Genomic DNA, 22,584 nt, shown 5'->3' with positions numbered 1-22,584 from the left:
GGCCGCGTCGGTGGCCGTCCCCGTGGTCGTCGCCCCCCCGGCGCGGGGGGGGGCGGGGGGGGCGGGGGGGGGCGTGCGGGGGGCTGCCCCCCCCCCGCCCCCCCCCCCCCCACTACCGGTACCTGAGCTTGGTCGGTGGGGGTCAGAGCCCTTTGCCTGCGGCAAAGGGATCCGACCCCGCTGCCACATCCCGGTGGGCGAGGGGGCCTGAATCAGGGACAATAGCGTCCCCGCCGCCGCCTGCCCCCCGCATTCGATGACTGACTCCGCCCCCCAGTTTCCTGCCCGCATCCTCGATGGCCGACGTATTGCCGAGGACCTGCTCGACAGCCTGAAGGTGCGCGTCGACGCCCGGGTGGCCGCCGGTGGCAGCCGCCCCGGCCTGGCCGTGGTGCTGGTGGGGGGCGACCCGGCCTCGACCGTGTACGTGCGCAACAAGCGCCGCGCGGCCGAAAAGGTCGGCATCGAAGCGCATGACTACGATCTGCCGGCCGGCACCAGCGAAGCCGAGCTGCTGGCCCTGATCGACCAGCTCAACGCCGACCCGAAGATCAACGGCATCCTGATCCAGCTGCCGCTGCCGGGCATTCCCGACGCACGCCGCCTGATCCAGCGTATCGACCCACGCAAGGACGTGGACGGCTTCCACCCGGAAAACGTCGGCCACCTGGCCCTGCGTGAATTCGGCCTGCGCCCGTGCACCCCGCGCGGCATCACCACGCTGCTGGGCCACACCGACCAGCCGGTGCGTGGCCGCAACGCCACCATCGTCGGAGTCAGCAACCACGTCGGCCGACCGATGGGCCTGGAGCTGCTGATCGCCGGCTGCACCGTCACCAGCTGCCACAAGTTCACCCCGAAGGACGTGCTGGAACAGGCCGTGCGCAATGCCGACATCCTGGTGGTGGCCGTGGGCCGCCCGGGCATCGTGCCGGGCGAGTGGGTGAAGCCGGGCGCGGTGGTGATCGACGTCGGCATCAACCGGCTGGAAGACGGCCGCCTGGTGGGCGATGTCGGCTTCGAGGCTGCTGCAGAGCGGGCGAGCTGGATCACCCCGGTGCCGGGCGGCGTTGGCCCGATGACCGTGGCCACGCTGATGCAGAACACGCTGGAAGCTGCGGAAGCGCTGAGCTGATTGCCGGCTCCTGGTGGGTTGGTGGGTGCCGACCGTTGGTCGGCACATTGCCGGACAGTGCGGACCAACGGTCCGCACCTACCAAAAACAGGCCGGGCTGGCTTCTGGTGGGTGCCGACCGTTGGTCGGCACATTCCAAAGGCGCCGCCCGCGCGACACTGCGTCGCATCCACCCCCTCCCACGGGGCGTGAAAAAGGGGTAAAATGTCGCGCTTCCCCACATCTCGGGTATGCCGATGCTGCGCATCCAGGCTGAAGCACTCACTTACGACGACGTCTCGCTCGTCCCCGCCCACTCGACCATCCTGCCCAAGGACGTCAACCTCGAAACGCGGTTGACTCGCGACCTGAAGCTCAAGCTTCCGATCCTGTCTGCGGCCATGGATACCGTCACCGAAGCCCGCCTGGCCATCGCCATGGCACAGCTGGGTGGCATGGGCATCATCCACAAGAATCTCAGCCTGGAACAGCAGGCCGCGGAAGTGGCCAAGGTCAAGAAGTTCGAGGCCGGTGTCATCCGCGACCCGATCACCGTCGGCCCGGAAACCACCATCCGCGACGTGCTGGCCCTGACCCAGGCGCACAACATCTCCGGCGTGCCGGTGGTGGGCAGCGACGGCCTGCTGGCCGGTATCGTCACCCATCGCGACATGCGCTTCGAGACCGAGCTGGACGATCCGGTCCGCCACATCATGACCAAGAAGGATCGCCTGGTCACGGTGAAGGAAGGCGCCGCCAGCGATGAAGTGCTGCAGCTGCTGCACCGCAACCGCATCGAAAAGGTGCTGGTGGTCAACGATGATTTTGCCCTGCGCGGCCTGATCACCGTCAAGGACATCCAGAAGAACACCGACTTCCCGAACGCTGCCAAGGATCTGTCGACCCGCCTGCTGGTCGGCGCTGCCGTCGGCGTGGGTGGTGACACCGATCGCCGCGTGGAAGCGCTGGTTGCCGCCGGCGTGGACGTGATCGTGGTCGATACCGCGCACGGCCACTCGCAGGGCGTGCTGGACCGCGTTGCCTGGGTAAAGAAGAACTTCCCGCACGTGCAGGTCATCGGTGGCAACATCTGCACCGGCGAAGCCGCACTGGCGCTGCTGGACAGCGGTGCGGACGCGGTCAAGGTCGGCATCGGCCCGGGCTCGATCTGCACCACCCGCGTCGTCGCCGGCGTCGGCGTGCCGCAGGTCACCGCCATCGATCTGGTGGCCGAAGCCCTGCAGGACCGCATCCCGCTCATTGCCGATGGTGGCATCCGTTACTCGGGTGACATCGGCAAGGCGCTGGCCGCCGGTGCCTCGACCATCATGGTCGGCGGCCTGCTGGCCGGTACCGAGGAATCGCCGGGCGAGACCGAGCTGTACCAGGGCCGTTCGTACAAGAGCTACCGCGGCATGGGTTCGCTGGCCGCCATGGAAAAGGGGTCCAAGGACCGCTACTTCCAGGACGCCGCCACCGCCGACAAGCTGGTGCCGGAAGGCATCGAAGGCCGCGTGCCGTACCGCGGCCCGGTGGGCGGCATCATCCACCAGCTGATGGGCGGCCTGCGCGCCACCATGGGCTACGTGGGTTGCGCCACCATCGACGACATGCGCACCAAGCCCAAGTTCGTCAAGATCAGCGGCGCCGGCCAGCGTGAGAGCCACGTCCACGACGTGACGATCACCAAAGAGCCGCCGAACTACCGCGCCTGACGCGGGCCGGAGAAAGAGGAACGAGGAAGCTGATTCCCGTTCCTCTTTTTCCATCTGCCGCAGCAAATTATTTGAAGTTTCGTTTTCCCTACTGCATTGCCAGGGCGCCATGACCAATATCCATAACGACAAGATCCTGATCCTCGATTTCGGCGCGCAGTACACGCAGCTGATCGCCCGCCGCATCCGCGAGCTGGGCGTCTACTGCGAAATCTGGGCGTGGGACCACAACCCGGCCGAGATCGCGGCGTTTGGCGCCAAGGGCATCATCCTGTCCGGTGGCCCGGAATCGACCACGCTGCCGGGCGCCCCGGCCGCACCGCAGGAAGTGTTCGACAGCGGCCTGCCGATCTTCGGCATCTGCTACGGCATGCAGACCCTGGCTGCCCAGCTGGGCGGTGCCACCGAAGCCGCTGACCAGCGCGAGTTCGGCCACGCCGAAGTGAACGTCATCAACCCCGATGCACTGTTCAAGGGCCTGAGCGACCACGGCGGCGAGCCGAAGCTGAATGTCTGGATGAGCCACGGCGACCACGTCTCCGTCGCGCCGCCGGGCTTCACCATCACTGCCACCACCGACCGCATTCCGGTGGCCGCCATGGCCAACGAAGAAAAGCGCTGGTACGGCGTGCAGTTCCACCCGGAAGTGACCCATACCCTGCAGGGCCAAGCGCTGCTGCGCCGCTTCGTGGTGGATGTGTGCGGCTGCCAGACCCTGTGGACCGCCGCCAACATCATCGACGACCAGATCGCCCGCGTGCGCGAACAGGTGGGCGATGACGAAGTGATCCTGGGCCTGTCCGGCGGCGTCGATTCGTCCGTGGTGGCCGCGCTGCTGCACAAGGCCATCGGCGACAAGCTGACCTGCGTGTTCGTGGATACCGGCCTGCTGCGCTGGCAGGAAGGCGACCAGGTGATGGCGATGTTCGCCGAGCACATGGGTGTAAAGGTGGTGCGCGTGAATGCCGCCGACCGTTACTTCGCCGCGCTGGAAGGCGTGAGCGACCCGGAAGCCAAGCGCAAGATCATCGGCAACCTGTTCGTCGAGATCTTCGATGAAGAGTCGAACAAGCTGAAGAACGCCAAGTGGCTGGCGCAGGGCACCATCTACCCGGACGTGATCGAGTCGGCCGGCAGCAAGACCGGCAAGGCGCACGTGATCAAGAGCCACCACAACGTGGGCGGCCTGCCGGAGCACATGAAGCTGGGCCTGGTGGAGCCGCTGCGCGAGCTGTTCAAGGACGAAGTGCGCCGCCTGGGCGTTGAGCTGGGCCTGCCGCGCACCATGGTCTACCGCCATCCGTTCCCGGGCCCGGGCCTGGGCGTGCGCATCTTGGGTGAAGTGAAGCGCGAATACGCCGAACTGCTGGCCAAGGCCGATGCCATCTTCATTGATGAGCTGCGCAAGGCGGACCTGTACGACAAGACCAGCCAGGCGTTTGCCGTGTTCCTACCGGTGAAGTCAGTGGGCGTGGTGGGCGATGCGCGCGCTTATGAGTGGGTGATTGCGCTGCGGGCCGTGGAGACGATTGACTTCATGACGGCGCATTGGGCGCATCTGCCGTATGAGTTCCTGGGGACGGTGAGCAACCGGATCATCAATGAGTTGCGGGGGGTGTCGCGGGTGGTCTATGACATCTCGGGGAAGCCGCCGGCTACTATTGAGTGGGAGTGAAATTGCGGGTGTGATGCAGTTAGAGAAAAGGCGCTGCGGCGCCTTTTCTCTTTGCAGCAGTGATATCTTCGTGTCCGCAGAATTCATAGCATTGGGCGGGTGTCGGGCTCCGAACGACTTAGCCAGCCTGAGGCTGAATTCCTTAAGTTTCCACCCGGGCGGGAAGGGGGCAGGGTATTGCGCAGTTGAGGTAAAGCTTGGCAGGCGCATGGAATAGGATGCGGGATTGATTGCTGGGCGGCGGGCGATGGGTAGAAGCAACGGGCAATGCCGACATGGAAGGAGCAACATCCTATGAATAAGCAGGCGCTCAGCGAACGTGACATCTGCACCAAGTTCATCACGCCAGCGCTAGAAGGGGCTGGATGGGACGTCCTGACCCAGGTACGCGAAGAGTTTCTGCTGACCAAGGGGCGCATTATCGTGCGCGGCAAACTGCACACACGTGGTCAGCACAAGCGCGCCGACTACGTGCTGTTCCACAAGCCCAACCTGCCCATTGCCGTCATCGAAGCCAAGGACAACAAGCATGCCATCGGCTCGGGTATGCAACAGGCCCTCGGCTATGCCGAAATGCTGCAAGTGCCTTTCGTATTCAGCAGCAATGGAGATGGCTTCCTGTTCCACAACAAGATCGCCAAGGACGGTGTGATCGAGCGCGAACTGAGCCTGGACGAGTTCCCCAGTGCCGATACGCTGTGGCAATGGTGGGCAGAGCATCAAGGGCTGAGCACACAGCAACAGGCCCTGGTAGCCCAGGACTACTACAGCGACGGTAGCAACAAGACGCCCCGTTACTACCAATTGCTCGCCATCAACAAGACCATCGAGGCGATTGCCAAAGAGCAGAAGCGCATTCTGCTGGTGATGGCCACGGGCACAGGCAAGACCTATACCGCCTTCCAGATCATCTGGCGGTTGTGGAAGTCGCGTGCCAAGAAACGCATCCTGTTCCTGGCTGACCGCAACATCCTGGTCGATCAGACCATGACCAACGACTTCAAGCCGTTCGGCGCAGCGATGACCAAGATCCAGAAGCGGCAGGCCAACAAGTCGTATGAGATCTACCTGTCGCTTTACCAGGCCGTTACCGGTAACGAAGAAGAACGGAACATCTACAAGCAGTTCAGCCCGGAATTCTTCGATCTGATCGTGATCGACGAATGCCACCGAGGCAGCGCCGCCGAAGATTCGGCCTGGCGCGAGATCCTGACGTATTTCCATTCCGCCACACAGATTGGCCTGACCGCTACGCCCAAGGAAACCAAGGACGTATCCAACATCGACTACTTCGGTGAGCCCATCTATACCTACTCGCTACGCCAGGGCATCGACGATGGCTTTCTCGCGCCCTACAAGGTGGTGCGCATCGACCTGGACAAAGACCTGACCGGCTGGCGTCCCGACAAGGGCATGCTCGACAAGCACGGCAACGAGATCGAAGACCGAATCTATAACCAGCGTGATTTTGACAAGACGCTTGTGCTGGAACAGCGCACGCACGTGGTGGCGCGCAAGATCAGCGAATACCTGAAAGCCAGCAACCGCTTCGACAAGACCATCGTCTTCTGCGACAACATCGACCATGCCGAACGCATGCGCCAGGCGCTGGTAAACGAAAACGCCGACCTTGTGGCGCAGAACCACCGCTATGTCGTGCGCATCACCGGCGACAACGAAGAAGGCAAGATGGAGTTGGACAATTTCATCTTCCCGGAAAGCAAATACCCCGTCATCGCGACCACTTCTAAGCTGATGACCACGGGCGTCGATGCTCAGACCTGCAAGCTCATCGTGCTGGATCAGCGCATCCAGTCGATGACCGAATTCAAGCAGATCATCGGTCGTGGAACGCGTATCAACGAGGACTTCGACAAGTACTGGTTCACCATCCTTGATTTCAAGAAGGCGACCGAGCTGTTCGCCGATCCGGCTTTCGATGGCGATCCCGTGCAGATTTATGAGCCAGGCCCAGGCGAGTCACCGCTTCCTCCAGATGAAGAAGATGGGGAGGCGTCGCCTGACGATGAATTCACCTATCCCACGCCGGATGACAACCCCACGCCTCCCGGTGGCGTAGCCGAACCGCTGCCAGGTGAGGAAGGCAGCAACGTGCGCCGTTACGTTGTCGCCAACGTCGAGGTCAAGGTGGTGGCCGAGCGGGTGCAGTATTTCGACGCCAACGGCAAACTGATCACCGAGTCCCTGAAGGATTACACCCGCAATACCCTGGCCAAGGAGTTCGCGTCGCTCGACGATTTCCTGCGCCATTGGAGCAAGGCCGAGAAGAAGCAGGCCATCATCGATGAGCTGGCTCATCAGGGCATCTTCTTCGAGGCTTTGGCCGACGAGGTAGACAAGCAATCAGGCAAGGATTTCGACCCTTTCGATCTGCTATGCCACGTGGCCTGGGATCAACCCCCTCTCACGCGCAAGGAGCGGGCTGAGCAGGTCAAGAAGCGCCATTACTTCGCCAAGTACGGCGAGCAAGCGCAGAAGGTACTCGAAGCCCTGCTCGACAAGTATGCCGACGAAGGCGTGGCCGCCATCGAGGAAACGCAGATCCTCGCCATCGCCCCCTTCAACCGCCTGGGCACACCGATCGAACTTGTGCGTGCTTTTGGCGGCAAGACCCAATACCAGCAGGCCGTGGGCGAGCTCGAGCGTGAGCTCTATCGCGCCTGACCAGAACTAGACTCAGGAAGTATTCATGTCACTTGCAACTCTTATCAAAGCCATTCAGGACATCATGCGCAAGGATGTCGGCGTCGATGGCGATGCCCAGCGCATCAGCCAGATCTGCTGGCTGTTGTTCCTGAAGATCTTCGATGACAAGGAACAGGAGTGGGAACTGACCCAGTCCAGCTACCGCTCGCCACTGCAAAGCCGCTTTCGCTGGAGCAACTGGGCCAAAGATCCGGAAGGCATGACCGGAGAAGAGCTGATCGACTTCGTCAACAATGACCTCTTTCCCTCCTTGAAACAGCTTGCTACCAAGGCGGGCGTGTCCGCGCAAGGCCGGGTGATCGGCTCGGTATTCGAGGATGCCTACAACTACATGAAGTCCGGCACGCTGCTGCGCCAAGTGATCAACACAATTGAAGAGGACGTGGATTTCAACTCGTCCAGCGACCGGCACCTGTTCAACGATATCTACGAGAAAATCCTCGCCGACCTGCAGTCGGCCGGCAACGCCGGCGAGTACTACACCCCGCGTGCGGTCACACAATTCATGGTCGATATCCTCGACCCGAAACTCGGCGAGAGCATTCTCGACCCGGCCTGCGGCACGGGCGGCTTTCTAACCTGCGCCATCGAACACCTCAAGAAGCAGGTCAAGACGCCAGATGACAACCGGCTGCTGCAAGAGAACATCCATGGCGTCGAGAAGAAGCCCTTGCCGCACATGCTGGCCATGACCAACATGATGCTGCACGGCATCGATGTGCCTACCCGGATCCGCCACGACAACACACTCTCTCGTCCCTTCAAGGACTATGGCCCGCGCGACCGGGTGGACATCATCATCACCAACCCACCGTTCGGCGGGATGGAAGAGGATGGAATCGAAAAGAACTTCCTCGCGAAGCACCAGACCCGCGAGACTGCGGATCTGTTCATGGCGTTGATCATGCACCTGCTCAGGCACGACACCGGCCGCGCCGCCGTGGTGCTCCCGGATGGCTTCCTGTTCGGTGAGGGGGTGAAAACCACGCTCAAGCGCGAACTGCTGGAAGAGTTTGACCTGCATACCGTCGTGCGCTTGCCCAAGGGTGTGTTCGCTCCTTACACCGGCATCGCTACCAACATCCTGTTCTTTGAGAAGGGCGGCCCCACAAAGGACGTATGGTTCTTCGAGCATCCCTACCCGGCAGGCTACAAGAGCTATTCCCGCTCCAAGCCCCTGACCATCGAGGAATTCGGTCTTGAGAAGGCGTGGTGGGGCGGCCCGCAGCGTAAGGGGCGCAAGACCACCGAGCATGCCTGGAAAGTATCTGCCAAGGATTTGGCGGCTCGCAGCTACAATCTGGACTGCAAGAACCCGCACGAGGTGGCTGTTGAACTGGGTGATCCGTACGAGCTGATGTCCGAATACCAGGACATCACCCGCCAGCTGCAGGTTGCTCAAGAGACACTGAAAACTGAACTGCTGGCCGCGCTCAAAGCCATCAGCGGGGAGGCGAAATGAGCGACAAGCCCATGTCTCTCGTTACAGCTCCGGAAAACTACGCCAACTTCTTGGGCGAGCTGAAGAGCATCCCTAGCGCTCAGCGGTGGGCGGCGCTGGCCGTCAACCGAGCGCTGGTGCGAAAGATCGAGTGCGAACTTGGGAAGCGAGCATGAGTAAGCACACCGCCGAGCTGCTGGAAAAGCACTTCGATACCGCCTTTGCGGCCCCCGATGGCATCAAAAAGCTGCGCGAGTTGATTCTGACGCTGGCCATGCAGGGCAAGCTGGTTCCGCAGGATCCGAATAATCAGCCTGCAAGCAAGCTGTTGGAAGAAATTGAGGTTGAGAAACAGCGTCTGGTGAAGGAGGGCGCGATCAAAAAAGCTAAGCCGCTGCCACCGATACCCGAAAACGCAAAGGCTTATTCACTGCCGCAGGGATGGGAGTGGGTTCGAATCGGCGCTATTGGCAATATTTTCAATGGCAATAGTATCAACGCCGGAGAAAAGGAATCAAAGTATGCTGGTGTCGAGGGATTGCCCTACATAGCAACGAAGGATGTCGGTTACGGTTTAGATGCATTGGACTATGACAATGGGATTTATATTCCTCCGGGCGAGGAGAAGTTCAGGATAGCTCGCGAAGGCGCCGTGTTGATTTGCGCGGAAGGAGGTAGTGCTGGGAAAAAGTGTGGTCTGACCGATCGCGATATCTGCTTTGGCAACAAACTCTTTGCCAATGAACTGTACGGACAGATCCCCTCACGACTCATTCTCTACATTTATCTGTCTCCTGTTTTTCGTGCATCATTTATGTCCGCGATGACAGGCATCATTGGTGGTGTGTCCATTGCAAAGTTTGTCGAGATACCTGTGCCTCTCCCGCCGCTTGAAGAGCAACACCGCATTGCATCTAAAATTGCCGAACTGATGGCTCGTTGCGATGAATTGGAAGAACTGCATGCTACACGGCAGGAAGCGCGTCTGACCGTTCATGCAGCAGCCCTCAAGCGGCTGCTGAACACCGCCGAATTCATCCAGTACCAGCGCGCTCAAACCTTCCTCGCTGAGCACTTTGGTGAGCTCTACTCCGTCAAAGAAAACGTCACAGAGCTGCGGAAAGCTATCCTGCAACTAGCAGTAGCAGGGAAGCTCACATCTTTCAGTAAAGATGATCGTGCCGTAAGCGAGCTTTTGCAGAGAGTTAAGGGCGAGCGGTTGCATCTAAAATTGTGTAATACGCCTTTAGAGGCAATTGAGCGAAATAAGCTTGGTTATACCATTCCAGACCATTGGTCCATATTGCCTTTGGGGGATATTTTGGTCTTTGGTCCTGCCAATGGCTACTCGCCTAGGGCTGTTGATTATGAAACCGACGTAAAATCACTGACATTGAGTGCAACAACGTCTGGCACCTTCAGGGGTGAGTGCTTTAAATTTATTTCGGAGAAGATTCCTGCTGATTCGGAGCTCTGGTTGCAGGAGGGGGATATCCTTGTGCAACGTGGGAACGCGCTTCAGTATGTCGGCGTTCCGGCTATTTATCGAGGAAAGCCAAATACGTTCATTTACCCTGACCTAATGATGAAGCTTCGTATTTCTGCCGCGCTCAACACGGAGTATGTTTATTTTGTGATGAGCTCTCCGCCGAGTCGTGATTTTCTTCGTGGTCGAGCGTCTGGTACATCCGGAACTATGCCGAAAATAAATCAAAGAACATTGAGCAGCCTTCCGATTCCTATTCCTCCACTTGAGGAGCAATATCGAATCGTCAAAAAAATCAAAGAGTTGATGGCTCTATGCGATTCTCTAGAACAGCAGATTGACTCGGCCAATAGAAAGCGAAGTCAATTGCTGAGCGCAGTCATGGCGCAGGTGTGAGGAGATGCTGTGCGCCTAATATCGCTCACTATCAGTCAATACAAAAACCTTCTCGATTTTTCCTTGAGCTTCGATGGTATCAGTTTCATTGATGTATTCGTTGGCAAGAACGGTAGCGGAAAGTCGAATCTCTTCGAGGCGCTGGTTGAAATCTTCCGTCACATTTACGAGTTCGATAGGGAGAAGGGCGACATCAGTTTCGACTACTCCATCAAATACGAAATCCACGGTAAAGAAACCGAAATCGCGTGGAGGGCAGGTAAGCTCAGCATCAACGGCAAAGAGCGCACTACTATTGGCAGGGCGCCATTGCCAGACAATGTACTGATCTACTATTCTGGTCACAACAGCACCGTAGCCAATCTGGTCCAATGGTACGAGGCTGGCTTCCGCAAGCGCATTAAAGGCGCGAATTTCGATGAAAGTCGCCGCTTTATCGGCGTTGGTCAGGAGTACAAGGAACTCCTGCTATCCGTTTTGCTGATGCAACCAGCTAATAACAGGGCGCGGCATTTTATTTGTCAAAAGCTGGGGATAGAAAATGTTGGCGCGGACTTGGAGCTGGTGTTGCAGCGGCCATCATTTGCCGCTGGCGCGCTCAAGGCAATTGGCGCGGACAGCGTCGAGAACTTTGATCCTCGTACCCACTATTGGGGTGCGGATGGTATTACGCGTGATTTTCTAGGGAAATTGGTCGCCTGTGTCAAGGGTGAGTTTAAGCATGACGACGTGTTTGACGCAGACAAAGATAGATATCATCTACGCGTGAACGTTGAATTGTTTCAAAAGCGCTTTGCTGATGAGTCGATGGCGGACATATTCCGCAAATTCGATAATTTAAAGACATTGGGGATGTTGGCGGAGATATCGATTCCGCTCACGCTGATCAGCGGATTGAATGCTACTGTCGCTCATTTCAGTGATGGGCAGTTTCAGTCTATCTACATCTATTCCATCGTTGAGTTGTTTAAAGACCGCAATTGCCTGATTTTTCTGGATGAGCCGGACGCTTTTCTTCACCCAGAATGGCAGTTTGATTTTCTTCGGCAAGTTTTCGACATCACAGATGCTGCAGCAAAATCAAGTCATGTGTTGATGAGTAGTCACAGTGCTGTAACGCTAATTCCTCATGACAAGAAGAAGATCAAATTTTTTGACATCAAGGATAGTCAGGCGAACTGCTATGACTTGCCGAAAGCAATTGCAATCAAAAAACTGAGTGCAGATTTGATCAAATATTCAGAGCAGGATCGGCTGCTAAGTATTATTAATGCGATTCAGATAGAGCGGAAGCCTGTTCTGTTTACAGAGGGTAGCACTGACCCAATAATTCTCAAGGAGGCTTGGTACAAGCTATACGAAGAGGAGATGCCCTTCATTCCATTCTACGCATTCAGCTGCACTTACATTAACCAGCTGCTGACCGATAACCGTATTCACGGCGAAATGGGTGGCTTGCCAATTTTCGCTCTGTTTGACTTCGATAAAGCCTACAACCAATGGTATGGGTTGGATGGCGACGTGATTGTGGCTGATCCGGTGCAGGGTTTGATAAAAAAGTGGAAAAATGGTGAATCCTACGCACTTATGCTGCCGGTTCCGCCACATGCAGAAATTAGGGGGCAGGTCATTAAAAATTCAGCAACAGGTGAAACATTTGGTGGCGAATCTTGTTGCGAAATCGAGCATCTCTTCTATGGGTATGATGCTGCTACTGATTATTACCAAAAAGAGCCATGCCCTGGCGGCAGCAAAGTGACATTCAAGTCAAACAGGGATAAGGCAGCTTTTGCAAAGACGGTTGTGCCGCAGTTGCCGGTAGTCTGTTTCGAGCCGCTTAGACCGCTCTTTGAGTTCATTTCTAAGAAGTGTCGGGTATAATTAATAGCCATTTACCGGTTAAAGGGATGGCGGTCAGGGGGGCGCATTATGGATGAGTTCGCCTTGTCAGCATTCTTTGGGTACGGGCTTGCTGGGCGACTGTAATCTCGTCACATGTGATTGTTTCGCCTGGTATTGGGATGCAAGAAGAAACACCTGCGTCGCCGCGCTTTAGCTGGCGGGGCTCTTTGCAGCTTAGATTTCATCGTGGCGGCTTTGGTCGCCAGAGGCCTCACCGAACCGGACCAATGGCATAGGTCTTTCACAGCCATGTCGGCCTATGCCTCGCGCAGAAAGGCGATGATCTGTTCGTCGAAGAAGCGCTTCTTTATGTTATGTATCCATCTCGTTGGGGATTGAACTCCGGTTCGCCGTGCTACTTAGACCTAGGGAGAGTCGGGGATTTGCGGCATGGCAACGCAAGGTTGACGAACGTCACGCCTGGTATGGTCTGCAATAAACGAAGTATTTCACTGTTCTAGGATCTGTGTCATGGCTCCGGCCTAACCTCCCGACAAGCCCACTCAACCAACCCTCGGCAAGCCAGAAATAGCCCATCAACCACTCCCTCATCCAAATGCCGCTCCGGCTCCGCTGCAACCCGGCAGCGGTCTGCCGCGTGCAGCAGTTCCAGCACCGTGAGTGCCCCCACCATCGCGCGCTCGCTCCTGGCCAGGCTCACGCGACGGCCGGGTGACACGTCGGTCTCTGGCCACGGGTGCCCATCGGCTCCCTCGCAGCCACGCATGCGCTTGAGGATGCCGAGCAGGGAGTTCAGGTCGGGCAGGGGAGTGTCGTCGTTGATGGGCTCAACGACGGTGTACGAGGAGAAGGTGTCGGATTCGTTCATGGCGTCGGCTTCCGTGGCTGTGCTTAACAGCGCCACCGCGTAGCGGGGTGGCGGACGATGCGTGGCTGCAAACCGGGATGAAGCAACGAATGACCGGTGGGTCCGAAGACCCCCACGCACCGCCCGCCAGATAGGCCGACGGATTGCCCGCCGGCACCGGTTAAGGACGGTGCCGACGGGCAAGCGCAAACTACAGACATCCCTTTCTTCGGGTTTGCAGACCCGAGCCACCCGTTTTCGGTGGCGCGCCATGGTGTTTACGCAGCCGCTCCGAATGCCAATAGAAATTCGCGAAGGAATCGTTGAATCCGAGAGCGAAGAACTATTGTTGCATGCACCATTCGTGCAGCACGCGACGCCAGTAGACGCATTCGCGCAACCGCCCTGTCAATTGCGGATCAAAGTGGCGCAATCGCCCATGCCACAAGCAAATAGCGCGATAGCCTTCTTTGCAACAGTTCTTAATCCGCACCGAATGGCAACGGCGCCCGATCAACCGCACACCCCGAAAATCGGTTCAAACCCCACACCGCCAGCGAGCCTTGGGGCTTCAACCAACGCCAGCCTCAGCCGTATTCCCCACCAGCAACTCAATCATCGCCCGCGCCGCAGCCGACTGCCGCCGATGCGGCGCATAAATCACCGAGAACGGCCGCGATCTCCCGCGCAGCTGCGGCAACACCTCCACCAGTTCCCCACGCAGCAACCGCTCGCGCACGATGAACGCATAGCTCTGGCAAATCCCAATCCCCTGTTCGGCCAGCGACACCACGCCCAACACATCGTCGGACGTCTCAATCGACGACCGCGGCACCCAATCCACATCCTGCCCGCCATCCCGAAACACCCACGGCGCAAGCCGCCCAGTACGCGGCATCACGAACGGCATGCACATGTGCTGCTGCAGGTCGTCCAGCGTCTGCGGCGTGCCCCGGTGCTCCAGGTACTCCGGCGAAGCCACCAGCAGCAACTCCGCATCTTCTAGCTTCCGCCCCACCAGCCCGCTGTCCGGCAGCTGGCCCAGTCGGATGGCCAGGTCGAAGCCCTCAGCCACCAGGTCCACATTGCGGTTGGTGATGCTCAGTTCCACCTGCACCTGAGGGTACTGCTGCGCAAAGCGCGCGAGCACGGGCGGCAGCCGGTAGTGGCCATAGGTGGTCGGCACGCTCAGGCGCACGCGGCCGGCCAGCGCTCCGTCCTGTCCCTGTACGTCGCGCTCGGCGTCGTCCAGCAGGCCGAAGGCAGTGCGCACCTGTTCCAGATAGAGCCGCCCGGCGTCGGTCAGGCCCACGCGGCGGGTGGTCCGCTGCAGCAGCTGCCGGCCCAGCCGCGCTTCCAGGCGGGTGACGGCGCGGCTCAGCACCGAGGGCGTGGTGGACAGCGCCACCGCACCGGCAGTGAACGAGCCGTGCTCGACCACCGCCAGGAACACCTCCACATCACCCAGGTAGTCGAACTTGCGGCTCATTTTGCTCTCCGGGGAACAGATCTTTTGCGAGGAGGCCAATTTATCGCCGCTGCGGCGATGAATAAAGTGGCCGCCATTCCCAGAGGAGCTACCCATGAACCTGATGACCCGGCTGGCCGCAGCGCTCGCCTTGACCCTGGCCGCGACCGGCGCCCATGCCGCCAACGTACTGGTGGTGTTGTCCGACGAGAACCACCTGGACCTGAAGGACGGCAAGGTGCTGTCCACCGGCTTCTATCTCAACGAGCTGATGCAGCCGGTCAAGCTGCTGCTGGACGCGGGCCACGAGGTGACCTTTGCCACGCCGCAGGGGCGGGCGCCGACGGTGGATGCGTCCTCGGTGACGGCGGCGTACTTCGGCGACGATGCCGCGCAGTTGAAGCTGCACAAGGTTCTGCTGGAGAAGCTGGCGCTGACCTCACCGACGGCATCGCCGGTGGTCAGCCTGGCGCGCGTCGAGCAGCAGGGCTACGCTCACTTCGACGCGGTCTACATTCCCGGCGGCCATGCGCCGATGCAGGACCTGCTGAAGAGCCCGGCGCTGGGCCGCTTACTGGCAGACTTCCACCAGCGCAACAAGACCACCGCGCTGGTCTGCCACGGCCCGATCGCGCTGCTGTCCACGCTGCCGGATGCCGGTGGTTTCGTGGCGAAGCTGGAAGCGGGTGGCATGCCGACCGCTCCGAAGTGGATCTACAGCGGGTACCAGATGACGGTGATCAGCAACCAGGAAGAAGAGCAGGCCAAGCCGATGCTGGGCGGCGGTGAGATGAAGTTCCACCCGCAAACGGGGTTGGAGCGGGCGGGTGCGCGGTTCAGCAGCAACACCACGCCATGGACCGGCCACGTGGTGGTGGATCGCGAGCTGATCACCGGGCAGAACCCGGCTTCGGCACTGGAGGTGGGGCAGCGGTTGGTTGAGCGCTTGAAGTGATGGGGTGCTGAGGAGGAGCATCCACGCGTGGCGTGGATCTACAACGTGGCGCTCCGCCCGACACGCAGCTGGCGCGCCACTGTTCCCAAGCCTTGGCGTCGATGCCGGCATTCATCGCAATGCTCTGCAGCTCGGCCCAATCTTTGGGGGAGGGCGCAGCCAGCAGGCCGCGCATGAAGGCCTGCATCTTCGCTTCGCCCACCTGCTGTTCCAGCGAGAGCAGCAGCAAGGGCGCATAGACGTAGCGATGCAGCTCGTCCAGATCGGAGCTGGCGTCGACGGTGTCCAATGCAGGGAGTGGCTTGTCCTGCTTGTCGATGGACGATTGCAGCCGCGCGACGTAGCGATCCGCTGCCGTATCGCCATTGACCTCACGCAGCGCCTTGATCGAGAGGAACTCGGCGCTGGATTCAAGCAGGAACCAATAGTAGGGGCCCTGTGGTTGGTTCACGGTGCCGAAATAGTAGTGGCCCATCTCGTGTGCGATGTATTGCACGCGCCGCTCGGCCGGTTCGCCACCGGCCAGCAGCGAATCGGCTACGTTGCCGATGCTGCCGCTCATGGCGATGGTCGGCCAGGTGGCAAAACCCCACTCGTTACCACGGCGGTCGCGCTCTATCTGGTCGAGCGTCACCATGCGCAGGAAGGTGGGATGATCGGCGGTCGGTACGCCCATGTAGCGCGCATAGAAATCGGCCACCTTCTGAACCGTGTTGGACAGCGCATCGACCTTGGCCGCGGGCAGGCTCTCGTTGAGCAGGGTGACCTGTGCGGTGCGGGTGATCGGGCCGCTGCCGCCGAACAGCAGAATCGGCCGTGCGATATCGCTGCGGAAGCGGCCTTGTGTGCCTTCGATGGCCGGGCTGCCGTTGAGGTAGAGGAACCGACAGCCATTGCAGTCTACCTGCAGGTCGTAACGACTCTCGCGGCTGCGCACACGGGTCTTGGGGTCGAATGCCAGTGGCAGCCATGCGGATTGTTCGGTAAAGCGGGCGCTGTCGCCGTTGAAGGCCATCATGCCTTTGAAGTCGTCAATGGCATCGTGCTTCGGGTAGAGCGGAAACGCGCCGACGTACTGCACGCACAACGAGGTTGCGGGTTCGGCAAGGGTGTAGACACGTGCTTCGCCGTTTACGCCGGGTTGATACCAACCATCAAAGTCGACTGCCTTCCCGTCACCATTGGTGACCCGCGCAACATTCAGGCCGGCGTTGACTGCGAACGAGCCCCGTGATTCGGCTGGCAGGTGGGTAACGCAGATATCGCCCTCGACGCGACCGCTGGCAATATCCAGACGCACGCTGCCGGTAGTCAGGGGTGTGCTGGGGGCCTGCGGTTGTAACGCAAGGCTGGCCACGGGGAAAAGCAGTGCGGTCAGGGCAGCGGGCAGCAGGGCGTTGCGCAGGTTCATCGGACCATCCTTGGCGTGATGGGCTGACTATACGGCCAGCCTGAGCTTGTGCCGAGAGGTGGTCCATCAACGCGTGGCGTGGATCTACACTTGGGCCTCCGTCCTAAGGAATCTTCCCCATGTTCTCTGGAAAGGTCGCGGTAGTCACTGGCTCCACCAGCGGTATCGGTCTTGGCATTGCCACTGCCCTGGCGCGGCAGGGGGCTGACATCGTACTGAATGGCTTCGGCGATGCGCAGGACATCGAGCGCATCCGATCCAGCCTGGAGGCCGAGTTCGGGGTGCGGGTGGCGCACGATGGCGCCGACCTTTCCCGTGGCGAAGCGGTGCGGGAGATGATCGCTCGTACCGTTGCCACGATGGGGCGCATCGACATCCTGGTGAACAACGCGGGTATTCAGCACACCGCCCCGATCGAGGAATTCCCCGTCGAGAAGTGGGATGCGATCCTGGCGCTGAATCTTTCGGCCGTCTTCCATGCAACGGCAGCGGCCGTGCCGCACATGAAGCAGCAGGGGTGGGGCCGCATCATCAATATCGCGTCGGCGCACGGCTTGGTGGGCTCGGTGAACAAGTCGGCCTATGTAGCGGCCAAGCATGGCGTGGTCGGCTTTACCAAGGTCACCGGGTTGGAGAACGCGGGCACGGGCATTACGGCCAACGCCATCTGCCCGGGTTGGGTGCGGACCTCGCTGGTTGAAAAGCAGATCACCGCATTGGCGGAGCGGGAGGGAACCGACCAGGAATCGGCGGCCCGCGAACTGCTGGCCGAGAAGCAGCCTTCGCTGCAGTTCGTGACGCCGGAGCAGCTTGGGGAGATGGTGGTGTTTCTTGCGTCGGACGCCGCGGCGCAGATGACGGGCACGGCGCTTCCGATGGATGGTGGTTGGACCGCGCGCTAAGGGTGGCTGCACGGGATGTTTGATTACCCGCCGGGCATGGCCCGGCGCTACCGTGCAGGTGGTGGTAGCGCGGGGCCCTGCCCCGCGCGCGCGCAGCGCGGCGTGTTTGGGTTTCCCGCCGGGCATGGCCCGGCGCTACCGTGCGGTTGCCGCATCGTCAGGCGGGCCTGACCTCCCTGCAAACCAGTTCCGCCAGTTCCCGGCAGGCAAAGAACAACCCCTCAACCACGCCTTCGTCCAGGTGTCGGCTGGGCGTGGCCACCGATTCGCACCGGCGTGCCGCGTGCAACATCTCGACCCCCGTCAGAATCGCCACGGCGGCACGATCAATCCGGGCCAGCGACTGCCTTCGTCCTTCGGAAAGGTTCTCTTCGGGCCACAACATTCCATCGGAGCCTTCGCCATCGCGGATGCGCTTGAGGCAGCCCTGGAAGGTGCTGAGGTCAGAGGAAGGGTTGTTGTCGTCGTTGATGGGGTCATCGACGGGGAAGGGCGGGTTCTTGGGAATGGTCATGGCGTCGGCTTCCGTAGCTGTACTTAACAGCGCCACCGCGCAGAAGCGGGTGGCGGACGGTGCGTGGCTGCAAACCGGGATGCAATATGTGCCATTGGCCGGTGGGTACGAATACCCCCACGCACCGCCCGCCATACAGGCCGACGGATTGCCCGCCGGTACCGGTTTCCGGGCGGTACCGGCGGGCAAGCGCAAACAACAGGCACATCAATGCATCGCGGGTTTGCAGACCCGGCCACTCGTTGTCAGTGGCACGCCATGGTGTTTACGCCTGCTTGTTCGATGCAATGAGAAAAATCTGAAGATCATGCGGACATCGGCGAGGCAGGCGCGAGTGTCGCATGCTTCATCCCGGACGCACGCGACAGTGAATGACGCCATCGGGCTTTACGTACGCCGTTCACGACCGGGAATGACGCAAAGTGCGCGGAAAGCCCAGGCGCGTGTGACGCTTCCCGCTTACTAGTTCTTGTATGAAGCGGCCTTGCCGAACGCGTTGATGGCGTGAGGTGTGCCTTGAAGCGACCTGAGCGGCGCTGTTGGCGAGCCGGATGCGACAGCTGATGGACGGCGGCGCCGCTGCGCTCGCCGGGCATGGCCCGGCGCTACCTTGCGTGGCCCGGCGCTACCTTGCCTGGTCGTACTCGGCCTGGGCGCGCTCCATCTCGGGCCCGTAGTGCAAGGCCCAGTCGTACAGCGCGGTGAACGGCTGCTGCAGCGAACGCCCCAACGCGGTGATGGTGTATTCCACGCCCACGGGCGTGGTCGGCAGCACGTGCCGTTGAATCAAGCCGTTACGCTCCAGCCGCTTCAGCGCATCGGCCAGCGCTTTGTGGGTGATGCCGTCCAGCCGGCGCATGATCTCGTTGAATCGTGACGGACGCGAACACAGCACGGTGAGGATGAGGATCGACCACTTGCTGGCGATCTGTTCGAGGATCGGGCGCGAACGGTGCACATCGATCAGCGCGTCTTCGGCAACGCAGTCGGTACGGGTATGCGGGCGGGCAGGGCGGGGCATCGGTTTACTCCACGATATCTACGCTAGCTTAAGTGCGTATTTTGCCGTAAGTATAAGCTGTATATCATCGACCGCACTTAACCATGCGAGGTCGTAATGAACAGATTGCAGGACAAAGTCGCCCTTGTAACCGGTGGCGGCTCGGGCATTGGTGGCGCGATCGCGCAGCGCTTCGCCGCCGAGGGCGCAACGGTGTACGCCACCAGCCGCTCAGCCGGGGAGGCCGCGCCGCAGCCCTCTGCGGAAACGGGAACCGGGCGCATCCACCCTCTTCGCGCTGATGCGGGCACGACGGCTGGGCTTGCACAGGTGTTCGATCGCATCCGTGCGGATGCCGGGCGCATCGATGTGCTGGTCATCAACGCCGGTATTTCCGAGTTCGCGATGCTGGGCGACGTCAGCGAGGATCTGTTCGACCGCACCTTCGCGCTGAACGTGCGCGCGGCACTGCTTGCCGCGCAGGGTGCGCTTGATCTGATGCCGGCCGGTGGCAGCATCGTGTTGATCGGCTCCATTGCCGGGGCCATCGGAACGAAGGGCTACGGCGTGTATGGCGCGAGCAAAGCGGCACTGCGCGCGTTTGCGCGGACCTGGGCGAATGAGCTGGCGCCGAAGGGCATTCGCGTGAATGTGGTCAGCCCCGGGCCGGTGGATACCGCGATGTTTGATGCGGTGAGCGACGAGGTGCGCGAAGCGATTACCGGTCTGGTGCCGATGGGGCGGTTGGGCCGGGCCGAGGAAGTGGCCGCGGCCGCGCTGTTCCTGGGCAGCAGCGAGAGCAGCTTCACCACCGGTGCCGAACTGGCGGTGGATGGGGGCATGGCGCAGGTATGAGTGCGTCTGCCTGACCGGTGTCGTCAGCCCTTGCCGGCACTGCGCTGTTGAATGCGCGCGACATCCTTGGCTGGCGGGTGCCCGAACGCGCGCGCGTATTCGCGACTGAACTGGGTGGGGCTTTCATAGCCCACGGTGTGCGCGGCGCGGATGACGCTGCAGCCGGAGGCCAACAGATGCGTGCGTGCCTGCAGCAGGCGCACCTGCTTCTGGTACTGCACCGGGCTGAGGGAGGTCACCGCCTTGAAGTGGCGGTGGAAGGCGGAAACGCTCATGGCCGCATCGGCGGCCAGGTCTTCCACCCGCCAACTGCGGGCGTAGTCGCGGCGGATCGCCTGGATGGCGTGGTTGACCCGCGCCAGTGCGCTGTCGGGGCTGGCGATATCGCGCAGCATCCAGCCCATCGGGCCCTGCAGTACGCGGTAGAGGATTTCGCGCTCGTAGGCCGGGGCCAGTGCCGCAATGTCGGCGGGGTGCTGCATCAGGCGCAGCAGCCGCACCCAGGCGTCTAGCAGCGGCGGGGTCACGTCCGCCACGGAGAAAGCCTTGGCCTGCGCGGCCGGGGCAGGCAGGGGCAGGTCGGCCAGCAGCCCCGACAGCTGCACCGGGTCCAGGCTGAGGGCGACCGCCAGATACGGTGCACCGGCAGCGCTGCTGCGCACCACGCCGGCAGCGGGCAGATCCACGGACATCACAAAGTAGGTGGCCGGGTCGTAGTGCAGGGTCTGGTTGCCCACGGTCATCGACTTGCTGCCCTGCAGGATCAGGTTGACCATCGGCTCGTAGACGGCGGCAAGTTCGTGCTCGGGTACGGCGCCCTGCACCATCGTTACGCGCGGGATGCCCGTTTCCGTTCGGCGGTTCTGGGCATGCGCCGTCAACGCGCGCAGTTCTTCAAGCTGGGTTTGCATGCCGGCATTGGACGCTTCGCGCGGCGCGTGCGCAAGGCACAAAGCAGGATTGGGCAGGAATGGGCGAGGATCCGGGCGGCCGCTGCTGGCCCGTTTGCCTAAGGTGGGGGCTGTCCCCAACACGGAGTATCCATGTCCATCACCCTCATCACCGGCGGCAGCCGCGGCATTGGCGCCAGCACCGCGCGGGCCTGCGCACGCCGCGGCCACGGCATCATCCTGACCTACCAGCAGAACGCAGAGGCTGCCCAGGCCGTGGTGCGGCAGATTGCCGACGAAGGCGGCCTGGCTGTGGCGCTGCCGCTGGATGTGGGCCAGGTGCACACCTTTGCCGGCTTCCGCGCGGAGGTGGAACATGCCTTGGCTTCACACTGGCCGACCGCGCAGCTGACCGGGCTGGTGAACAACGCCGGCCATGGCCTGTTCAACCCCATTGCCACGGTGAGCGAGGCGCAGTTTGATGGCTTGTTCAACGTGCACCTGAAAGGCCCCTTTTTCCTGACCCAGATGCTGCTGCCGCTGCTGGGCCCGCAGGCGTCCATCGTCAATGTCAGCAGCGCCACCACGCGTGTGGCGACGGCCGGGGTGGCGCCGTATGCGGCGTTCAAGGGCGGGCTGGAGGTGCTGACACGCTACATGGCCAAGGAGTTCGGGCCGCAGGGCATTCGCGTCAACTCGGTCTCGCCGGGGCCGATCCGGACCGAGCTGGGCGGCGGCCTGGACGCAGCGTTCGAAACCGCCCTGTCGGCGCAGACCGCGCTGGGCCGGGTGGGCGAGCCGGAGGAAGTGGCCCGGGTCATTGCATCGCTGCTGTGCGTGGACAGCGGATGGGTGACGGCGCAGAACGTGGAAGTGTCCGGCGGCTATGTCATCTGATCACTGCACAGGAGCCCTCTGATGCTGGACCATGTATTTCTGACCGTTGCCGATACGCAGCGAGCCATCGCCTTCTACAGCCATGTGCTGCCGCTGCTGGGCATCGACCGCCGGCTGGATTACGACGGCCGCCAGGGCCCGCCCGGCCACCCGGATCTGAAGGGGTTCGGCGCGGGTGGGCGGGTGTTCTTCTGGCTGCGGCACGGCGTGCCGGCACCGCAGGCGGTGCATGTGGGCTTTGCCGCCGCTTCCACCGCGCAGGTGGACGCGGCGTTCGCCGCGGCGCTGGATGCGGGCGCCACGGTGATGCACCTGCCGGGCGCACAGCTGCACTACGACCGGCGCTACTACGCTGCACAGGTGCGGGATCTGGATGGCTACAGCCTGGAATTCGTGCACAAACCCTGGCAACACGGAGGATGATACGT

The 22,584-nt window shown here is 61.2% G+C and carries 18 protein-coding genes; 12 read left to right on the top strand and 6 right to left on the bottom strand.

Annotated features, from left to right (window positions below):
* Nucleotides 1-256 precede the first annotated feature (256 nt).
* The 7 genes from folD (at nucleotide 257) to ACVOK1_RS03130 (ending at nucleotide 12,435) form a co-directional block, all read left to right on the top strand.
* Complete coding sequence (gene folD / locus ACVOK1_RS03160) at nucleotides 257-1,135, top strand: bifunctional methylenetetrahydrofolate dehydrogenase/methenyltetrahydrofolate cyclohydrolase FolD (protein ID WP_481561084.1); 879 nt, start codon at nucleotides 257-259, stop codon at nucleotides 1,133-1,135.
* Between the two features lie 236 nt (nucleotides 1,136-1,371).
* Complete coding sequence (gene guaB / locus ACVOK1_RS03155; protein WP_108747812.1) at nucleotides 1,372-2,829, top strand: IMP dehydrogenase; 1,458 nt, start codon at nucleotides 1,372-1,374, stop codon at nucleotides 2,827-2,829.
* A 109-nt stretch (nucleotides 2,830-2,938) separates the two neighbouring features.
* Nucleotides 2,939-4,504: a glutamine-hydrolyzing GMP synthase gene (gene guaA / locus ACVOK1_RS03150; RefSeq protein ID WP_136639453.1), complete on the top strand. Its 1,566-nt coding sequence runs from the start codon at nucleotides 2,939-2,941 to the stop codon at nucleotides 4,502-4,504.
* A 294-nt stretch (nucleotides 4,505-4,798) separates the two neighbouring features.
* Nucleotides 4,799-7,189: an EcoAI/FtnUII family type I restriction enzme subunit R gene (hsdR, locus tag ACVOK1_RS03145; RefSeq protein ID WP_295545863.1), complete on the top strand. Its 2,391-nt coding sequence runs from the start codon at nucleotides 4,799-4,801 to the stop codon at nucleotides 7,187-7,189.
* Between the two features lie 25 nt (nucleotides 7,190-7,214).
* The gene (locus ACVOK1_RS03140; RefSeq protein WP_295545861.1) at nucleotides 7,215-8,693 is read left to right on the top strand and encodes a type I restriction-modification system subunit M; all 1,479 of its coding nucleotides are present in this window, start codon (nucleotides 7,215-7,217) and stop codon (nucleotides 8,691-8,693) included.
* Nucleotides 8,694-8,844: 151 nt separating this feature from the next.
* Nucleotides 8,845-10,554: a restriction endonuclease subunit S gene (locus ACVOK1_RS03135; RefSeq protein WP_481561083.1), complete on the top strand. Its 1,710-nt coding sequence runs from the start codon at nucleotides 8,845-8,847 to the stop codon at nucleotides 10,552-10,554.
* A 63-nt stretch (nucleotides 10,555-10,617) separates the two neighbouring features.
* Nucleotides 10,618-12,435, top strand: coding sequence for an AAA family ATPase (locus ACVOK1_RS03130; protein WP_481561082.1), 1,818 nt, complete (start codon nucleotides 10,618-10,620; stop codon nucleotides 12,433-12,435).
* 490 nt (nucleotides 12,436-12,925) lie between these two features.
* Here ACVOK1_RS03130 and ACVOK1_RS03125 read toward each other — a convergent pair whose 3' ends face one another.
* Both ACVOK1_RS03125 and ACVOK1_RS03120 read right to left on the bottom strand, forming a co-directional pair.
* Nucleotides 12,926-13,285: a hypothetical protein gene (locus ACVOK1_RS03125; RefSeq protein WP_295545848.1), complete on the bottom strand. Its 360-nt coding sequence runs from the start codon at nucleotides 13,283-13,285 to the stop codon at nucleotides 12,926-12,928.
* 550 nt (nucleotides 13,286-13,835) lie between these two features.
* Nucleotides 13,836-14,753, bottom strand: coding sequence for a LysR family transcriptional regulator (locus ACVOK1_RS03120; RefSeq protein ID WP_481561081.1), 918 nt, complete (start codon nucleotides 14,751-14,753; stop codon nucleotides 13,836-13,838).
* A 94-nt stretch (nucleotides 14,754-14,847) separates the two neighbouring features.
* On the opposite strand from ACVOK1_RS03120, the gene ACVOK1_RS03115 reads away from it, so the two are divergent.
* A complete protein-coding gene (locus ACVOK1_RS03115) occupies nucleotides 14,848-15,687 on the top strand; it encodes a type 1 glutamine amidotransferase domain-containing protein (protein WP_481561080.1) in 840 nt (279 codons plus the stop codon).
* Here the strand turns inward: ACVOK1_RS03115 and ACVOK1_RS03110 are convergent.
* Complete coding sequence (locus tag ACVOK1_RS03110) at nucleotides 15,623-17,098, bottom strand: M1 aminopeptidase family protein (RefSeq protein ID WP_481561079.1); 1,476 nt, start codon at nucleotides 17,096-17,098, stop codon at nucleotides 15,623-15,625. The genes ACVOK1_RS03115 and ACVOK1_RS03110 overlap by 65 nt on opposite strands.
* A 119-nt stretch (nucleotides 17,099-17,217) precedes the next feature.
* Here ACVOK1_RS03110 and ACVOK1_RS03105 point away from each other — a divergent pair, with 119 nt between their 5' ends.
* Nucleotides 17,218-18,000, top strand: a complete 783-nt coding sequence (locus ACVOK1_RS03105; protein ID WP_481561078.1) for a 3-hydroxybutyrate dehydrogenase — start codon at nucleotides 17,218-17,220, stop codon at nucleotides 17,998-18,000.
* A gap of 157 nt (nucleotides 18,001-18,157) precedes the next feature.
* Here ACVOK1_RS03105 and ACVOK1_RS03100 read toward each other — a convergent pair whose 3' ends face one another.
* On the bottom strand, nucleotides 18,158-18,514 hold the full coding sequence (locus ACVOK1_RS03100) for a hypothetical protein (protein ID WP_481561077.1): 357 nt from the start codon (nucleotides 18,512-18,514) through the stop codon (nucleotides 18,158-18,160).
* A 625-nt stretch (nucleotides 18,515-19,139) separates the two neighbouring features.
* Entirely contained in the window at nucleotides 19,140-19,535 is a 396-nt protein-coding gene (locus ACVOK1_RS03095; protein WP_481561076.1) for a winged helix-turn-helix transcriptional regulator, read from the bottom strand.
* 96 nt (nucleotides 19,536-19,631) lie between these two features.
* On the opposite strand from ACVOK1_RS03095, the gene ACVOK1_RS03090 reads away from it, so the two are divergent.
* On the top strand, nucleotides 19,632-20,369 hold the full coding sequence (locus tag ACVOK1_RS03090; RefSeq protein ID WP_481561074.1) for an SDR family NAD(P)-dependent oxidoreductase: 738 nt from the start codon (nucleotides 19,632-19,634) through the stop codon (nucleotides 20,367-20,369).
* Between the two features lie 23 nt (nucleotides 20,370-20,392).
* Here ACVOK1_RS03090 and ACVOK1_RS03085 read toward each other — a convergent pair whose 3' ends face one another.
* Nucleotides 20,393-21,280: an AraC family transcriptional regulator gene (locus ACVOK1_RS03085; protein WP_481561073.1), complete on the bottom strand. Its 888-nt coding sequence runs from the start codon at nucleotides 21,278-21,280 to the stop codon at nucleotides 20,393-20,395.
* 132 nt (nucleotides 21,281-21,412) lie between these two features.
* Between ACVOK1_RS03085 and ACVOK1_RS03080 the strand changes: the two genes are divergently transcribed.
* Nucleotides 21,413-22,156, top strand: coding sequence for an SDR family NAD(P)-dependent oxidoreductase (locus tag ACVOK1_RS03080; protein ID WP_481561072.1), 744 nt, complete (start codon nucleotides 21,413-21,415; stop codon nucleotides 22,154-22,156).
* A gap of 21 nt (nucleotides 22,157-22,177) precedes the next feature.
* Nucleotides 22,178-22,579 carry a VOC family protein gene (locus ACVOK1_RS03075; protein ID WP_481561071.1) on the top strand — a complete coding sequence of 134 codons (402 nt, stop codon included), beginning with the start codon at nucleotides 22,178-22,180 and terminating at the stop codon, nucleotides 22,577-22,579.
* Nucleotides 22,580-22,584 lie beyond the last annotated feature (5 nt).

Source organism: Stenotrophomonas sp. STEN087, assembly GCF_056759115.1.
This window is presented reverse-complemented; position numbering and strand designations above follow the sequence as displayed.

What these genes read in the sequence shown, in the direction of transcription:
- guaB (WP_108747812.1), top strand. Translation starts at nt 1,372, where the DNA reads ATGCTGCGCATCCAGGCTGAAGCACTCACTTACGACGACGTCTCGCTC.
- hsdR (WP_295545863.1), top strand. Translation starts at nt 4,799, where the DNA reads ATGAATAAGCAGGCGCTCAGCGAACGTGACATCTGCACCAAGTTCATC.
- ACVOK1_RS03095 (WP_481561076.1), bottom strand. Translation starts at nt 19,535, where the DNA reads ATGCCCCGCCCTGCCCGCCCGCATACCCGTACCGACTGCGTTGCCGAA.
- ACVOK1_RS03100 (WP_481561077.1), bottom strand. Translation starts at nt 18,514, where the DNA reads ATGACCATTCCCAAGAACCCGCCCTTCCCCGTCGATGACCCCATCAAC.
- folD (WP_481561084.1), top strand. Translation starts at nt 257, where the DNA reads ATGACTGACTCCGCCCCCCAGTTTCCTGCCCGCATCCTCGATGGCCGA.
- ACVOK1_RS03110 (WP_481561079.1), bottom strand. Translation starts at nt 17,098, where the DNA reads ATGAACCTGCGCAACGCCCTGCTGCCCGCTGCCCTGACCGCACTGCTT.
- ACVOK1_RS03090 (WP_481561074.1), top strand. Translation starts at nt 19,632, where the DNA reads ATGAACAGATTGCAGGACAAAGTCGCCCTTGTAACCGGTGGCGGCTCG.
- ACVOK1_RS03080 (WP_481561072.1), top strand. Translation starts at nt 21,413, where the DNA reads ATGTCCATCACCCTCATCACCGGCGGCAGCCGCGGCATTGGCGCCAGC.
- ACVOK1_RS03120 (WP_481561081.1), bottom strand. Translation starts at nt 14,753, where the DNA reads ATGAGCCGCAAGTTCGACTACCTGGGTGATGTGGAGGTGTTCCTGGCG.
- guaA (WP_136639453.1), top strand. Translation starts at nt 2,939, where the DNA reads ATGACCAATATCCATAACGACAAGATCCTGATCCTCGATTTCGGCGCG.
- ACVOK1_RS03085 (WP_481561073.1), bottom strand. Translation starts at nt 21,280, where the DNA reads ATGCAAACCCAGCTTGAAGAACTGCGCGCGTTGACGGCGCATGCCCAG.
- ACVOK1_RS03135 (WP_481561083.1), top strand. Translation starts at nt 8,845, where the DNA reads ATGAGTAAGCACACCGCCGAGCTGCTGGAAAAGCACTTCGATACCGCC.
- ACVOK1_RS03140 (WP_295545861.1), top strand. Translation starts at nt 7,215, where the DNA reads ATGTCACTTGCAACTCTTATCAAAGCCATTCAGGACATCATGCGCAAG.
- ACVOK1_RS03105 (WP_481561078.1), top strand. Translation starts at nt 17,218, where the DNA reads ATGTTCTCTGGAAAGGTCGCGGTAGTCACTGGCTCCACCAGCGGTATC.
- ACVOK1_RS03125 (WP_295545848.1), bottom strand. Translation starts at nt 13,285, where the DNA reads ATGAACGAATCCGACACCTTCTCCTCGTACACCGTCGTTGAGCCCATC.
- ACVOK1_RS03075 (WP_481561071.1), top strand. Translation starts at nt 22,178, where the DNA reads ATGCTGGACCATGTATTTCTGACCGTTGCCGATACGCAGCGAGCCATC.
- ACVOK1_RS03115 (WP_481561080.1), top strand. Translation starts at nt 14,848, where the DNA reads ATGAACCTGATGACCCGGCTGGCCGCAGCGCTCGCCTTGACCCTGGCC.